Consider the following 15,776-nt stretch of genomic DNA (forward strand, 5'->3'; position numbering starts at 1 on the left):
TCGTCTGATCTGCGAAAACACCGAAATAGCCGTGGAACGGAAGTTCTCGCAGCTACTTCTACTCCCGTACTTTAACCGCCGATAACCGTGAATATGTCGACCGGGGCCGTTGCTGAGCGGAGACTGACATCGGGGGGAGCGGAGCGTTGGAGGATCCTCAAACGGGACAGTAATGAGCCCTGATGGAACGCGAATTCCATCGCCCACTTTCACGTACTTGCATAAGATCTCGCTCATCCATGACGCGGAGTGGGACCGGTCTATGCGACAAACTTTCGCTAAAGGCAATGCTGCAGAATCTGACCATTCCGGGCGGACGCGTCGCGGCTGCGGTATTAACCGGCGAAACGGATACCGGAAAGCACCGGCAGCCGCTATGATCGACGGGGTTTTGGGGGAGGCATCTTTTTTGCCGGCCTGCCCAGTGTTGCCAGGTCTCAGCTGATTAGGGCAGGGCAGGATCCTATGCTGCCCGCATTCGTAGGTTGCCGCTGGACATACGGGTGCGCTTGTGTCGCCGGGTCACCCGTTCAGTGAGGCGGCGATCTGTTGCATCACGGTGTTGTCGGCCAGGGTGGTGGCGTCGCCGACTTCGCGTCCTTCGGCGACGTCCTTGAGCAGTCTGCGCATGATTTTGCCGGAGCGGGTCTTGGGCAGTTCCGGCACTACCAGGATGGTGCGCGGTTTGGCGATCGGGCCGATCTCCTTGCCCACGTGGTTGCGCAGCGTGGCGACGATGTCCGGATCTGTGCCTTGCTGCGTGGCAGCCTCGCCGCGCAGGATGACGAACGCGACGACGGCTTCGCCGGTGGTTTCGTCCTTGGCGCCGACCACGGCGGCTTCGGCGACCGCGGGGTGGGATACGAGCGCGGATTCGATCTCGGTGGTGGAGAGCCGGTGGCCGGAGACGTTCATCACGTCGTCCACCCGGCCGAGCAGCCAGATGTCGCCGTCGTCGTCCTTCTTGGCGCCGTCGCCGGCGAAGTACATGTTGTCGAACCGGGACCAGTAGGTTTCCTTGAACCGTTCCGGGTCGCCCCAGATGCCGCGCAGCATGGCCGGCCACGGCTCGCGGACCACCAAGTAACCCCCGTGCCCGTCCGGGACGGAGGCGCCGAGTTCGTCCACCACGTCCACGGCGATGCCCGGCACGGCGACCTGCGCAGAGCCGGGCTTGGTGGCGGTGACGCCGGGCAACGGGGCGATCATGTGTGCGCCGGTCTCGGTCTGCCACCAGGTGTCCACGATCGGGGCCTTGTCGCCGCCGATGACGCGGCGGTACCACATCCAGGCCTCGGGGTTGATGGGTTCGCCCACGGAGCCGAGCACGCGGATGGACGACAGGTCGAACTTGGCCGGGATGTCCTCGCCCCACTTCATCATGGTGCGGATCGCGGTCGGCGCGGTGTAGAGGATGGAGACCTTGTACTTTTCCACGATCTCCCACCAGCGGCCCTGGTGCGGCGAATCGGGGGTGCCCTCGTACATGACCTGGGTGGCGCCGTTGATCAGCGGGGCGTAGGTGACGTAGGAGTGGCCGGTGACCCAGCCAATGTCAGCGGTGCACCAGAACACGTCGGTTTCCGGTTTCAGGTCGAAGACCACCTTGTGGGTGTACGCGGTCTGCGTGAGGTAGCCGCCGGTGGTGTGCAGGATGCCCTTCGGCTTCCCGGTGGTGCCGGAGGTGTAGAGGATGAACAGCGGGTGCTCGGAATCGTGCGGCACCGGGCTGTGTTCCGCGGAGGCGGTCTCCACGGTATCCGCCCACCACTGGTCGCGGCCTTCGTGCCAGTCCACCGGCTCGCCGTTGCGCTTGACCACCACCACGTTGGACACGGTGTGCCCCGGGGCGGAGAGAGCCTCGTCCACGGCCGGCTTGAGCGGGGAGGGCTTGCCGCGGCGCCAGGTGCCGTCGGCGGTCACCACCAGCTTCGCCTCTGCGTCATCAATCCGGGACCGCAGCGCATCGGCGGAGAAACCGCCGAAGACCACCGAGTGCACGGCGCCGATCCGCGCGCAGGCCAGCATGGTGATCACCGCTTCCGGGATCATCGGCAGGTATACGGCCACCCGGTCGCCCTTGGCCACGCCGAGGGATTCGAACGCGTTGGCGGCCTTCTTCACCTCTTCGGTCAGCTGCGCGTACGTGTAGGTGCGGGTGTCGCCGGGTTCGCCCTCGAAATGGATCGCCACCCGGTCGCCCAGACCGTTCTCCACGTGCCGGTCCAGCGCGTTGTAGGCAGCGTTCAGCTCGCCGCCCACGAACCATTTGGCGAAGGGCGCCTCGGACCAGTCCAGGGCCTGGCTGAAGTCCTTGTCCCAGGACAGGACCTCGCGGGCCTGCTGGGCCCAGAAAGCCGGACGGTCCGCCTCGGCTTCCGCGTAAACACCCGGCTTGGCCACCGCTGCCGCCGCGAATTCAGCGCTTGGCGCAAACGTGCGGTTCTCTTGGAGCAGGTTTTCCAAAGCATCGCCGGTAGCTGATTGCAGGGGCATATGTATATCCTTCTGGGTAAAGCAGCCAAGGTGGCATGGGGGCGCCTGATCCGTAACATCTGCTACTCACCTAACGCATGGTGGGTGTCAGGCAATGTGGGCGATTGCTTCTACCTCGACGAAGCAGCCAGGCGCCAGGGCAGCGACTTGCACAGTCGCACGTGCGGCCCCTTCGAGGTAGGTGCTGTACACATCGTTGAACGCGTCGTAGTCCCGTTCCCGATCTGTGAGGAAGCATGTGGTCTTCACCACGTTATCCAAGCTGAGATCGGCGGCGGCGAGAATCTCTTGCAAGTACTCGAAGATTAACCGTGTTTGTTCTCGTGCATCGCCGACAGGCTTTCCTGTAGCGAGGTCCACTCCGAGTTGTCCCGAAATGAACAAGAAATCGCCGGCCCTGACTGCTTGCGGATAGGGCAGCCCCCTCCACTCCGGAGCTTGCGTTGTCATGACGGTGGTCGTCGGCATAGGTATTCCTTTCTGAGTGGAGCTGAGCTCCTGGATTACGGCACTAAAGTCGGCCCTTTGTCCGGCTCCCCGTTCGGTCAGGGACGCACGGTCATAGAGCTTTTCGATTGAGGTGAGTACGGTGGTGTCCAGTCCTAGGCGACCGGCTGCATCGAGCACCAGCCGGAGATCCTTGTGGGCAAGATTTAAGGCGAAGCCGGGTTTTGATCCGGGTTCGAGCGCTGTCGGCAGGTAGTTCTGCAGCTGCCAGTTGTCTCCAGCCCCATCTCGGGTGATCTCGGCGAATTCTTGGGGAGAAATTCCCATGCTCTGAGCGAAGGTCAGCGCGTAGCCGTTAAGTGTGACCAGACCGAGCAGGATGGCGTTGTTAGCTAGCTTCAGGAGCTGCCCCATTCCTGGGGAGTCGAGCTCCACCATGCGAGTACAGAAGGTGCTGAGGATCTCCCTTACCCCATCACGTGGGCGACCATCAACGGCGAAATAACTGAGGAGTTCGCCTTTGGCGGCACGTTGCGGACCACCAGTCACCGGTGCGTCGACGTATTGCCAGCCAGCAGACTCGACGGCGCTCCGGATATCGCCAACGGCGCTCACTCCCACAGTCGAACAGTCGATGAAGGCACGCCGGCCCTCTCCGTCAATCGGGAGAGACTTGGCAACCGCGAGGACATCTTCACCAGTCGGCAGACAAGTGAGAACATGCGGGGCGAAGCCGGCCAGTTCTTGTATGGAGTGGTGGCGGCGGATCGTACCGGAGGTACTGAGTCGGTTGATGGTTGACGTCGCTCTTCCATCTAAGACATGCAGCTCGAATCCGGCGGCTAACAGTCTGGCTGCCATGCCTGAGCCCATGGCTCCAATTCCCAGCGCTCCGACAGCACGTGCCGACATGTCTGTGGACTCGTGGGCTGCTGTCATGATGCCTCCGAAACGGCCACTCTGACCTTGACAGTGTGCTGTGTCAGCCTGGTCGCGGCGAGCAGAGAGATGATGAGGGTCAAGACGATATATCCGAGGATGGCCCAAATGGATCCAGTTGTGCCGAACATCCACACGGCAATGATTGGCGGAAGTGCTCCGCCAAGGATTGACCCCATCTGGTAGCCGATCGAGAGACTGCTGTAGCGTGAGGCCGTGCTCATCGCTCGGGCGAAGAAGGCCGCCATCGGTGCCCAGCAGTATGAGAAGATAACGGCGAGAATCACGAAGGATAGAAGGCTGAGTGCGAAGGCTCCGCTGGAGAACATCAGGATCCATAGCGGTGCGTAAAGGGCGCATCCAGCTAGCCCGATAAGCATCGACCGTTTGTGTCCAATCCGGTCGGAGTGCGCACCAGCTATGATGCTAGCGACGAGCATCGCGAAAGCGAAGGCCACGATGATGAGAGACATCTCGGGCTGAGTAAGCCCGACACCTTTCCCGTAACTCTGTCCGAAAATGACGGCGACGTAAAAGATGGTGCCGACCCCCATATAGGTCAGTGCAACGAGGATCATCGCACCGAGGTCGTGGCGGAACGCCGAGGCGATCGGGGTCGAGGACAGAGCATCCTGGTTCCGCATCGCTTCGAAGACTGCCGACTCCTGTACCGACAGGCGAATAATGATTCCGACGATCGCGATGAGCCCGCCGATGAAGAACGGGACCCGCCAAGCCCAAGCGGTCAGCGCCTCGGGTCCGAGCAGGCTCACGCCTAGGATGGCTGCGTTAGAGAGCATCAGCCCTATCGGAGAGGCCGCCTGAACGAAGCTGCCGAAGAAGCCGGCCTTTTCTGTTTTCTGCGCGCCGAGAGACGCCTCGTTCGGCGACTGTTCAACGGACATTAGGACCGCGCCACCCCACTCCCCACCAGCGCTCAGACCTTGGAGGAGCCGGGCAATGATCACGACGATCGGTGCCCAAATACCAATATCGTTGAACCCTGGCGTCAGCGCGATCGCGAGGGTCGCGACGCCCATGAGAACCATTGTGTACATCAGGGCGTCTCTACGACCGAGGCGGTCGCCGATACGGCCGAATACGAAGGCCCCCAGCGGACGCACCAGGAAGCCGAGACCGAAAGTTGAAACGGAGACCAAGGTGCTGATTAGCGGGTCACCGCTGGGAAAGAATACGGCGGGGAAGACGATGACGGCCATCGAGCCGTAGAGGAAGTAGTCGTACCACTCGAGGGAGGTGCCAATTGTGGCGGCGATTACCGGGCGTCCGCCCCGGTTCTTGACGATAGTCATGATGCTCCTCTAACGGTTCGAAGTAGTTGTGGTGACATTGCGCGTGCTGTTCTTCGCGCGCGTCGAGGCGGTCCTGCGAACCGAGTCAGGCATCTTTGCGTGTCGTCGGTCAGTAGATTCCTCGATGTGCCCAGAATCACAGCCTCGTCTTGGGTCGTGCTGTGCGATTGCAGCATCTGCAACAGTTTGTCTGTGAATCCCCCGTTGGACGGGATCAGGTCTGTTCTCGGGGCGTTAGGCGCCCTGCGAATAGCACCGTCGCGATGGCCGTGCGGCGAATCCAAGCCCTCGCCTCCGGCCCGGCGCAAGCATCGGCGAACGCTGCCTGGTGGTTTACGGAGTTGGTGGGGATCCCGATCATGGGGTGTATTGAGGGCACGCGGCGCGAGATGTTCCCCATGTCGGTAGATATTGTGACAAGCCCGGAACCGGCAGCTTCCAGCGGCTCCGACTCAAGGAAATCGATCTCGGCCTCGCGTCCGGCATGACGAAATAAGGCAGCCAAGCTGAGATCGTGCTGCATCGCCGCGTAATCTGGTGCGGCGGGCTCTGCATGCAGTTCGGTTCCGGTGGCGGTTGCTCCTGCTTGGAAGCAATCCAGTACTCGCGTCTTGAGCGACTCCAGGGCTCCGTCATCGGTAGAACGCACCATGCACTCGATTGCTGCACGATCAGGGATGACGTTCACTGCACTTTCACTGGTACGGCGCGCTGTATGGACGCGATCAGAAGGATGCATCTGCTGCCGCAACAAGCCAATTGCAGTTTCTGCAACAGTTGCGGCATCTGCGGCGTTTCGGCCGCGCCACGGAAACGCCGCAGCGTGAGCCTCGACGCCCAGGTAGCGTGCGTAGAATCTGCTCATAGCGAGGACATTGGGTAAGAGCACATCCTGCGGTGCCGGGTGGACCATTGCCGCCCAGTCGACATCATTCAATCCCCCTTGATCCATGATGAGTTGCTTCCCTGCACCTGACTCCTCCGCAGGACTGCCGATCAGACGGACCCGGATCCCAAGGATGTCACTTACATCCTGGAGGGCGAGGAATGAGACCACCGACCATGCGGCGATGAGGTTGTGTCCGCATGCATGCCCGACGAGTGGGAGCGCATCGTACTCTGAGAACAATGCGAGACAGGGCCTCGCAGACCCAGTATCCGCGACGAAAGCGGTCGGTAGACCCCATGCTGGTGCGGTGACAGCGGCACCCTCGCCACGCAACATCTCAACGATCCTCTCGGCGCTTCGTACCTCGTTGAAGGCGATTTCAGGGTCCGAGTAGATCTGCTCGCTCAAAGCGAAGCCTGCTGGCAGTCGCGCGTCAACGACCCGTTGCGCCGTTGCGATGTCTATCATCTGGTCTGCCCTTCTAGATGCATTCACGCCAAGTGGACAAGAGGAGGGCCATGTCTTCTTGTGAATGGCCGGTCGTCAGTTGCACACGGATCCTGCCTTCCCCCCTAGGCACGACCGGGTAAGTCACGGCGACAGCGTGGATGTCCCGTTCTTGCAGCATCCCGCTCGCGCGCAACACGGCAGCATCGTCGGGGCCGTGTAGTGGGATGATGGGGTGGCGATGACTCTCCGAGACCGAGATTCCGAGCGAAGCAGCGAGGCTGGAGAACATCATGACGTTGTGATGAAGCCTCTCCACCCGCCAGGATTCACGTCCCATGACCCGGATCGCCTCGGCAGCGATGGAAGCCAAGGCCGGGGGCATTAGATTCGAGAAGATGTAGGGACGTGCCTTCTGCCTTAACGTTTCGATGGCTGCTTCCGAACCTGCGATGAAGCCTCCTGCTGACCCACCAAGCGCCTTGCCGTACGTTCCTGTGATCAGGACGTGGGTATTCGGTAGTGGTGTCCAGGTAAACTTTCCCACCCCGTCCGACGGCTCGGTACCGATGAGATGGGAATGATCCAGGACGAGATCGCAGTCGAACTCCGCTGCCAAACCCACGAGGGCTTCGAGATCGACGTAATCACCCTCCATAGAGAAGACGGTGTCCGACACAATTACACAGCGGCCATACCGGTCTCGGTCGGAAAGCAGATCTCGCAATGCTTGAAGATCACCGTGGTTGAATACGGCACGGGCAGATCGCGATAGGCGGATGCCGTCAATGAGACTTGCATGGTTCAGGCTGTCGGAGATAATAAGGTCTCCATCACCGTAAAGCGCACTGAACAACGCGACATTAGCCGAATAGCACGAGGAAAACAGGACGGTGGCCTCGGCGCGGAGCATTTGAGCTGTCAATTCCTCGAGCTCAGAATGTGCCTCATGGTGTCCGGAGATGAATGCGACCGACGCCATCCCGGCGCCACTGCTTCGTAGACAAGTAATTCCGGCGTCGACGATGTCAGGATGGTTGGCGAGCTGAAGATAGTCATTTGAGGCGAAGTTCAGCAGCCCGCGGCCCTTCACATCAGTGATACGTGTCGATTGGGGCCCGGACAGTACGATTGAGCTCATAAATTTATCCTTTTTGATGTCGTTCCGCGAACGAGAGCCGCGAAAGCCAGCGGGGAACGTTGTATTCTGCGCCCTGCTGAATCCGGAGGTTTCTAAACTCACGCCGTAGATGGCCGGCGGTGAATGCTAGGGCACGACTTAACTCTGCTGCCCGATCGGCAACCCTTTCCGGATCCCCAGAAACCGCAACCGCAAGACTCTCGAACGGCCCGACCACTGGAACGGCGATGGCACCTAGAGCTGGGTCCCATTCGCCAATCTGAATCGCATAGCCGAGCTGCTTCGCCCTCCGGACGCGCTCCCACAGGTGCTCCGCGGTGATCGGCGTTTCGGCGGTATATCGTTCAAACCTCGTCTCGGCGAACTCCTCGAAAAACGTTTCCCGGTCGTAGTCCATTAGCAGGGCTGTGCCGGCCGCAGATGCATGTAAGCTCCAACCTTGGCCAGGAGGGGAAAGGGGCGTGTGATCATCCGGAGCAACTGACCAAAGGGGATATACTCCCGGCCCCGAGCGGATTACAAGGTAGGTTGATAACCCCACCCGCCGGGCAAGCCACTCGAGTGGTTTTGACGCTTTCTCCACCATCCAGTGGCGGTGCCCGCGCATGCCGATCCGGTACAGTGCCCATGTAAGTCTGTAGCCACGGTGATCGGAGCACCGTTCAACGAGGCCAAGATCGGTGAGCACCGCTAAGTTTCGTGAGACTTGACTCTTATGTGTCTCCAATAAGCGCGCGAGCCGACTGACTGTCTCACAGCAATGCTGAGCCCCGTCAACCGTCGACAAAGCATTGAGCAGTCTAATGCCTCGGCGGAGCGTCGCAGCCTGCGATCCGAGGCCGTCATCGCGTTGAGTCTTACGGGTTTCGTCCAATGGTCACGCTCCCAGCAGCTGCTCAAGAATCGTTGCCACATCGAGCAACTTCATGTCCTCGCCCCTACGGCAGACCAACTGTACCCCGATCGCTCTACCGTCCTCTGACCTTCCCAACGGGATTGAAATGGCTGGCCAACCCAAGAGGTTGAAGACTGCCAGGAACTGGAGTCGATCTCCGATGGATTCTGTGTGGAGTGGTTCATTGCAGCTTCCATCGCCGTCTACAGGCCAAGCAAGCACGTGCTGAGAGGGCAACACGAGGAAGTCGATGTCAGCAAACGCGGCTGAACACCATCGGTTGAGTTGCCCCCGTTGGTCGCGCGCGTCCATGTACTGCCGAAAATCGATCTCGGCCGCGCGGTCCACCCAGAAACGGATCTCGTCCCCCAATAGGCTTTTTTGCGGGTCATTAAGGCGCGCGACATCGTAGGCCAACTGGGGAAGGTATATGCGTTCGAATATGGAGCCTACATCTGGAGTGGCTTCGAACTCGTGGCGTTCGAACCCGAGACTCACGAGCCGATCGGCGAACGTCAAGATAGCAGTGCGAATCTCCGGTTCCACATAGCATTCTCCCCAAGTATCCAGCGCGGCGAAGGTCAGATGGTTCGCAGTCGAGGAATCATCGATGGGCTTGGAATCCATGGCAAGGGGAAACGTCATGGGATCACGTGTGTCGACCACAGCGAATCCCTGCAGGGCGTAGCGGATGTCATCCACGGTGCGGCCGAGTACGCCGTGGTGTGACCGTCCGCCCCACTGGTCGCTTACAGGGTGCCTTGGAATGACGCCATATGACGGTTTGAACCCAACAATGCCGCATAAGGCAGCCGGTAGCCTGACTGAACCTGCACCGTCCGAGCCATGAGCTGCCGGAACGATACCGGCCGCAACAGCTGCTGCAGCTCCTGCACTCGACCCTCCACTCGTCAGTCCGAAGCTGAGCGGGTTCCGGGTAACGATCCCCAAGGGATTACTGCTCTGTTCGGTGAGCGCAAGCTCCGTCGTATTCGTCTTAAGGAAAATGTTTGCGCCGGCCTCACGTGCAGCGTGCGCAGCCCCTCCGTCTTCGTTAGGGATCCAATCATCGAAAGCGCGGCTGCCGTTCGTCGTACGTAATCCTCGGGTTGCCTCTACATCCTTGATAGGCATTGGGAGACCTTCCAGCACGCGTGCACGGCCGGCACGCAACCGTCGGTCCGATTCGATCGCCTGTGTCTCACCAGAATCCGGTGCAATAGTCACGAACGCGCCGAGATGGCTCTGAGCCTCGACGGAGACCATCGTCCTTTCGAAAACTTGGAGGCTGGTCATCTCCCCCGTCTGAAGCATTTGCGAGAGGCTGCGAAGGGATACGTCAGCGAGATCGTCGCTGAGCCGGTGCAAGTCAGCTAGGCGCCGATCGGCACCCTCACCCGAGTCTGGCATCGCTAAGCGGTTTCGAAACTTCGCCCGCCAGTTCACCGAGCAGGCGGATGCTGCTGAGCATGTCCTCATGCTTCGCGTAGTCGAACGTCACGTCTACCTGGTCGACACCTAGCTCCCGGAACCGCTCCAGCACGGGGAGGCACTCTTCGGGTGTGCCGTACAGGCTCGGTGTGAGACGGACGGCAGCCTCAAAGTTATCGAGATACTTGGCACCATACTCCGGGTCTGGCGTGCCGTTACGTGCAAGCATCTCTCGCTTGAACGTCACAATGCGGCGGACATAGTTCATCAGACCGTCCTGGACCTGATTCTGCACCACCTCGAACGAGGGACCGATGTGCCCATTAATCAGGATGTTCACGCTCCGATTCGGAACCGCGTTGTCGAGGGCGGTACCCGCGTCCCAATTGTCCTGATACGTATCGAGTACGTGCTCCACCGTCTCCCAGTCATTTGCAAGCGCGCCCGCCATTAGCCCGAGCTTCATGCTTGCCGCAGTGGCGGCCGTGGCGGCCGTCAAGCCGGACCACGCGATCGGAGGGTGCGGCGTTTGGACCGGTCGCGGACAAAGACCGATCTCCGGAAAGCTCCAGTATTGGCCTTCAAACCCGAACTTCTCTTGCGTCCATGCGTTGACGATGATCTGCAGCGCCTCGCGTGTCATCTGCTCGGCCTCTTCCGCGTTCACGCCGAACACGTCTGTGGTGAGCGGGTTATTTCCCTTGCCGACACCGAAGTTCACTCGGCCGTTGCTGATGATATCGATGGCTGCCCAGCGCTCGGCAGTATGAAGCGGGTGATGAAGCGGGAGGATCACTGTTCCAGGCATGATTGAGATCCGTTCGGTGGCCTGCGCGATCGCAGCCATCAGCGAATCGATCGGCCCGGTGGAGTTCGTCGGGAACCGGAAGTGCTGCTCGGATACACCGAATGAAGCCAGCCCCGCTTCCTCGGCAGCGACTGCTTCCTCGATCACTTCCGCGAAGCGTTGCTGCGGGGTGGAGTCCGCCCGTACGTAGCCTTGTGTGAATGCACCGATCTTCATATTTAGCACTCCTTGTCCGATTCGTGTCCGTCCAGAGTCGGGGATGATGATGTCCCGATTCTGATTTGTTGCAATCGCCGCAACAGAAATTCGTGCGTTGCTGCTGTATTCCAAGAGCGGCGACGGTAGCGCTATCGATTACGGTCTCTTAGACGCGAACGCTCGTTTTCCCAGCATTCGACGAGATGGTGGTGGCTGAGGGCGAGTCGACATCCGTGCGGTTCACGAGCGCGCGAAAACTTGACCCCAACCAGATGAGAGGGTCTCGTTCAGGCTTCATTCCGATTCCGTGGGCGCGCAGTAGGACTACGTCGTGATCGCCGGCGGGGATCTCGCTGAAAATGCTCGTCTCGAGCCACGCGGATGCGCCACGAATGAATATTGCCCCTGTCGGGCTCGTGACGGTTTCCACGCCAGCGAATCGATCCGCGCCCCGACGGGATAGCATGAGCGCGTTCTCCTTGTGCGCGGCGGAGAGGACTGAGACACCGATACGTTCAGCGCGGCGAATCCGTGGCCAGCTCGTCGATGTGTGTTGAACCGCGAAGAGCACGAGCGGCGGATCGAGAGAGATCCCGACTTGGAAGGAGGACGCAACGAGAACGGCTGGGCCGTCTTCGGTCACCGCGGTGACCGCGGCAACGCCCGTCGGAAAGCATCCGAACACGGAGCGTATGAGATTTGGGTCCCCATCCGCCGATAGCAAAGTACTGATATCAGGAGCTTGTGGGTGAAGCGGTTGCGTGCTCATCGTGTCCTCCCCGCGAACGCATTATGACCGATTGCTTCAGCGGCCCAAGTACGAAGGAACGTCTCGACCGCTTCCTGGCTCTCGGGGTCCGACGGAAGTAGTGGTAGACGGACAGCCCGGTTCCACCCGGCAACCCGATGCATGACCTCTGTGAGAAATGCAGGGGAACCCTGCTGGTCCGCGCCCAGAGCTGTCTGCCATGCTTGCGCGGCTTGAATGGCGTCGGCGTCTTCGGTGCCGTTTACTAGCGCCGTGATTGCCCGGACCGCCAGGTCGGGTCGAATGTTGCTGAGTGAGCTAGTCACGGCGTCTGCGCCGACCCGTGCGTAAGCAGAGCCGCCCATTTCCCCGACACCCCACCATTGGATGCGCTCTCCCCAGACAGCGATGCGATTTGCAGTCTCGGCTACGCTGTAGTGCTCTTCCTTGACGCCAAGGAAACCGTCCACCGAAGCAAGTTGCTCTAGATGAGCTTCAGTCATCGGGTAGTGAGCGGAACTGTATACGATCGCTCCTATTCCCGCCGCCTCTGTCACGCGACGGACGTGTTCTGCGTATCCTTGCGGCGATGGCTTCGCGTAGTAAGGCGGATTGATTACTAGCGTGTCAACTCCGAGCATGCCTGCGTCGGTCGCAAGTTGCTCCGCTTCCCGCGTCGACCAGCCGATCCCGGCCACTACCGGGACGCCTCGTGCCCCCGCAATGGCCGCGGTCATGCATTCGCGGGACTCCTCCTTATTGAGCGCGTAGTACTCACCCATACCCCCGAGGACTGCTGGGTGTACACCTACAGAAGCGATTTGTTCCGACAACGCCGTAAGTCGGGCGACGTCGATACGCTCATCCTCCGTGAACGGTGTCGGCATGAAGCCGACGATTCGGATCGGCTCCTCTTCTGTTCTCACCATGTCTTCTCCTTAGAGTCTTAGTGAGCCCTCTATCGCGGCACGGAGTACCATTCGTGCGATCCGTGCCCGCTGCCGAGCAGTTGAATTCCCAGTAAATTCGAATTCTTCAGTCTTGGCAGAGACCGTTGCAGGATGTGCGACGAGAGAATCGATTGCACCTTCACCCTCATTTGGGTGAACCGCGGATATACGCATCTATCCAGGTGCTGGAAACGAGAATGGAGTCAGGCGAAAGGAAGCTGTAGCTGGTAGAGGTTTGCCTGGCGGAGGCCACCTTACGTGGTAAGGAGCGACAGGCCCGGAGTCCCAGCGGAGCGACCAACTCGTGGTGTCTGCAGATCAGTCGCCCAAGCGATGGTGGCACGTCCGTGTACACGCCATCACCCACCATCCCGAAACGGCCAGCGGCTACGAGGGAAATGGCGCTGAAATGGCCGGTGCTAAGCCGGGGGGCTTCGGACAGGTGGGGCTGGAACCCGCTGCGGAATCACTTGGCACAACTCCACGCCGCGGCCCGAGGTGTCTCTGATCGCGCTGGCCGGTGCCGGTATGAGAAGAACTTCGCCAAGGATTCTTGGCGGTCCCGGGGACGCGGTCACATCGACTACCAAGACGGCTCGTTGGCTGGATACACGGCAAACCAGGTGGAGCAGATCATGCTCGACCAGCGTGCTGCCGCACAAGCATGAAGCTGCCTAAGGGTCCGTTGCCGGACGGAAACACGTACAGCCCGCCGACGGCCCTCGGGCCATTCCCCGCGTATGCCCGGGAACGTTCCGATGGTCGGGCAGTACGCCGCCGGGAAGCGGACAACGGCAGCCACTCATCTGCGGACCGCCGCTCGACGCAGTCACCAGGAAGCAGCAAAGTGGGGCGCCTCTCCGGCCCTTTTCCGTATAGTCCGGCACCCCTCAACGGTGGCGCCGGGCGTCGGCTTGGGGATCGACCTTCTTGTGTTTCCACCTGATCCGCCGGTGTTGCCTAAGCCTGATAGGAACCTGCCGCGCCTTGCCCGCGGGCGGGCGCAGGACGGCGTGGACCGTGGGAAGGTCTGGCGCTGGCAACCGCCCCGGTGTGGAGGCTGTGCATGACCGCCGGGCGTGGTGGTGGGTGTCGGGGTCGGTGGTGAGCTGGCGGTTGTGTGCAGCCGGTCGGTTGGGTCCCGTCGTCCAGGTGTGTGCGGGAAAAGCCCGGAGGATTCTCAATGGGTTTTGTCAAGGACAAATGATGGCTTTGGCGGGCCGTTGCGGGCACCCAGGGTGAGGTTGAGCTGTCCACAGTTGGGGGCAATCCGGGGTTATCCACGGCTGGGTTTTATGGGAGCCGTTGGGGTAGCTCCCTCGGCAGCGGTAGCGGTGGATAACCCGTTTAGGATTGTCCCGGACTGTGGGCAGCGTACGCGTCTGACAAGTACCAGCAGCCCTGTCCTCAGTCAGCTGAAGCTGTGGAGCGTTGGCTAGTCGGTCTTTGAGAGTTCCAGAAGGAAGTCCAGGGTAGTTCGGCCAGCGAGTACGGCCGAAACATGCGCTTCACCTAAGCCGGCGTCGGCCGCGATCGCGAGTGGAGCGCTGCCTGAGTTGCCCATGGCTCGCAGAACCTCATCCAGTTTGCGGGCATGGTCTTGCGCGGCCAGGAGGAGGGCCTGCAGAGAAACAGCGTTTTCTCTAGCAACCGCAATTAATTCGGCATCAGGAGCCTCCCACGGGGGGTCGTTGGAAGAGAACTTGGACTCGAAAGGCTGATCACTCATGGAACTATTGTTCAACGGGTCCTTGCTTCTGGGTTAGACGGCTAGGACCGTGGGTTGTTGGTAGGGAGTCCCGTCGCGGAGCATGGCCCAGAGGACATTGAGGCGGCGTCTGGCGAGGGAGAGAACTGCTTGTTTGTGGTTTTTTCCTTCGGCGCGTTTGCGCTGGTAATAACTTCGGCTTTGGGGGCAGTATCGTGCCGCGGATTGGGCTGCGAGGTAGAAGGCGTTTAGGAGTTGGCGGTCGTAGCGTTTGGGCCGGTGGAAGTTGCCGCTGATGCGTCCTGAGTCGCGTGGGACTGGGGCAAGCCCTGCTACGCCGGCAAGGCGAGCGGCGCTGTCGTAGGCGGTGATGTCGCCGCCGGTTGCGGCGAGGATTTCGGACGCGAGAAGCGTGCCGAATCCGGGCATGCTGAGGAGGATCTCGGATTGCTGGTGTTCACGGAAGCGAGTTTCGATCTGGTTTTCGATCGCTGCGACTTGTTCATGCAGGTCCAGCACGGTACGAGCAAGGGCGGCGACCAGGCTAGCGCCGACTTCCTGGGCCTGCACTGTGGTGTTCTGTGCGCGGGCTGCTGCGACGGCTTTGGCGGCGATAGTTTTGGCGTTGTAGCAGCCTTGGTTGCGCAGCCAGGCCGCGATGCGAGCTTGGCCTGCCCGGCGGATGCCAGCCGGAGTTGTGTACTTCGTGAGGAGTACTACTGCTGCCTTGACCATGGCGTAGTCGAAGGCTGCTTCCAAAGCGGGAAAATATTCGAGGAGGACCGCGCATAGTCTGTTGATTGCACGGGTCCGGTCACAGACCAGGTCCGTGCGCCGGGAGATAAGCAACCGCAGATCGGTGCTGATTTGATCGCCGCTGCGGATGGGGTGGAGGTCCCTGCGCATTCGTGCCTGGTCGGCGATGATGGCCGCGTCTTTGGCGTCTGATTTTCCGTCTCCGCGGTAGGTGCGGGCTGCGTGGTAGATGGATCGTCCTGGGATGTAGACCAGGGTCTGGGTGTGGGCTTCGAGCACGCCGATGAGGAGCGCGGCTCCGCCGCGGTTCAGGTCGGTGGCCCAGAGAATTTCCTTGCCTGCGGCGAGGGTCCGGACGTCGTTGAGAAGTTCAGTGAGTGCAGCCTCGTCGTTGGCTACTCGGCGGGACAGCAGCCGGTTTCCTTCGGTGTCGATGAGCACGCAGTGGTGATGAGCTTTTCCGGCGTCGATGCCGGCCCAGAGTTCAGGCATGTATCCCTCCATCGCGTTGTCCAGTTATGGGCCCAAGCGGATGGCCGCGCCGTCGTGTCCTTACATGGCGATCGGGTCGCTTCTCTCAATTAGCGGTCGAGCCATCGCGGGATGCCGG

General features: G+C 60.8%; 11 protein-coding genes. All 11 read right to left on the reverse strand.

The features are described 5' to 3' along the window. Nucleotides 1-522: 522 nt before the first annotated feature. Nucleotides 523-2,496: an acetate--CoA ligase gene (acs, locus tag E4J89_RS17195; protein ID WP_136787441.1), complete on the reverse strand. Its 1,974-nt coding sequence runs from the start codon at nt 2,494-2,496 to the stop codon at nt 523-525. 87 nt (nt 2,497-2,583) lie between these two features. Further along, complete coding sequence (locus E4J89_RS17200) at nt 2,584-3,882, reverse strand: Rid family hydrolase (protein WP_136787442.1); 1,299 nt, start codon at nt 3,880-3,882, stop codon at nt 2,584-2,586. Next, complete coding sequence (locus E4J89_RS17205; RefSeq protein WP_136787443.1) at nt 3,879-5,195, reverse strand: MFS transporter; 1,317 nt, start codon at nt 5,193-5,195, stop codon at nt 3,879-3,881. Before E4J89_RS17205 ends, E4J89_RS17200 begins: the two co-directional genes overlap by 4 nt. Nucleotides 5,196-5,409: 214 nt before the next feature. After that, complete coding sequence (locus tag E4J89_RS17210; RefSeq protein ID WP_169304049.1) at nt 5,410-6,492, reverse strand: amidohydrolase; 1,083 nt, start codon at nt 6,490-6,492, stop codon at nt 5,410-5,412. Between the two features lie 73 nt (nt 6,493-6,565). Beyond that, nucleotides 6,566-7,672 (reverse strand): aminotransferase class I/II-fold pyridoxal phosphate-dependent enzyme, encoded by a 1,107-nt coding sequence (locus E4J89_RS17215; protein ID WP_136787445.1) that lies wholly within the window; start codon nt 7,670-7,672, stop codon nt 6,566-6,568. Nucleotides 7,673-7,676: 4 nt separating this feature from the next. Beyond that, nucleotides 7,677-8,279: an IclR family transcriptional regulator C-terminal domain-containing protein gene (locus E4J89_RS19825; RefSeq protein WP_346763395.1), complete on the reverse strand. Its 603-nt coding sequence runs from the start codon at nt 8,277-8,279 to the stop codon at nt 7,677-7,679. Between the two features lie 270 nt (nt 8,280-8,549). Then, nucleotides 8,550-9,863, reverse strand: coding sequence for an amidase (locus E4J89_RS17225; RefSeq protein ID WP_169304051.1), 1,314 nt, complete (start codon nt 9,861-9,863; stop codon nt 8,550-8,552). 97 nt (nt 9,864-9,960) lie between these two features. Then, entirely contained in the window at nt 9,961-11,022 is a 1,062-nt protein-coding gene (locus E4J89_RS17230; protein WP_136787448.1) for an LLM class flavin-dependent oxidoreductase, read from the reverse strand. A 747-nt stretch (nt 11,023-11,769) separates the two neighbouring features. After that, nucleotides 11,770-12,681 (reverse strand): dihydrodipicolinate synthase family protein, encoded by a 912-nt coding sequence (locus E4J89_RS17240; protein ID WP_136787450.1) that lies wholly within the window; start codon nt 12,679-12,681, stop codon nt 11,770-11,772. Between the two features lie 1,456 nt (nt 12,682-14,137). Continuing rightward, nucleotides 14,138-14,431 (reverse strand): hypothetical protein, encoded by a 294-nt coding sequence (locus E4J89_RS17245; RefSeq protein ID WP_136787451.1) that lies wholly within the window; start codon nt 14,429-14,431, stop codon nt 14,138-14,140. 33 nt (nt 14,432-14,464) lie between these two features. Next, nucleotides 14,465-15,658: an IS110 family transposase gene (locus E4J89_RS17250; RefSeq protein ID WP_136787452.1), complete on the reverse strand. Its 1,194-nt coding sequence runs from the start codon at nt 15,656-15,658 to the stop codon at nt 14,465-14,467. Nucleotides 15,659-15,776: the final 118 nt, after the last annotated feature.

The organism is Arthrobacter sp. CAU 1506 (assembly GCF_005047635.1).
Classification (GTDB): domain Bacteria; phylum Actinomycetota; class Actinomycetes; order Actinomycetales; family Micrococcaceae; genus Crystallibacter.

Excerpts from the sequence above, each read along its gene's own strand:
- E4J89_RS17250 (WP_136787452.1), bottom strand. The coding sequence starts at position 15,658 with ATGCCTGAACTCTGGGCCGGCATCGACGCCGGAAAAGCTCATCACCAC.
- E4J89_RS17205 (WP_136787443.1), bottom strand. The coding sequence starts at position 5,195 with ATGACTATCGTCAAGAACCGGGGCGGACGCCCGGTAATCGCCGCCACA.
- acs (WP_136787441.1), bottom strand. The coding sequence starts at position 2,496 with ATGCCCCTGCAATCAGCTACCGGCGATGCTTTGGAAAACCTGCTCCAA.
- E4J89_RS19825 (WP_346763395.1), bottom strand. The coding sequence starts at position 8,279 with ATGCGCGGGCACCGCCACTGGATGGTGGAGAAAGCGTCAAAACCACTC.
- E4J89_RS17215 (WP_136787445.1), bottom strand. The coding sequence starts at position 7,672 with ATGAGCTCAATCGTACTGTCCGGGCCCCAATCGACACGTATCACTGAT.
- E4J89_RS17225 (WP_169304051.1), bottom strand. The coding sequence starts at position 9,863 with ATGACCAGCCTCCAAGTTTTCGAAAGGACGATGGTCTCCGTCGAGGCT.
- E4J89_RS17245 (WP_136787451.1), bottom strand. The coding sequence starts at position 14,431 with ATGAGTGATCAGCCTTTCGAGTCCAAGTTCTCTTCCAACGACCCCCCG.
- E4J89_RS17230 (WP_136787448.1), bottom strand. The coding sequence starts at position 11,022 with ATGAAGATCGGTGCATTCACACAAGGCTACGTACGGGCGGACTCCACC.
- E4J89_RS17240 (WP_136787450.1), bottom strand. The coding sequence starts at position 12,681 with ATGGTGAGAACAGAAGAGGAGCCGATCCGAATCGTCGGCTTCATGCCG.
- E4J89_RS17200 (WP_136787442.1), bottom strand. The coding sequence starts at position 3,882 with ATGACAGCAGCCCACGAGTCCACAGACATGTCGGCACGTGCTGTCGGA.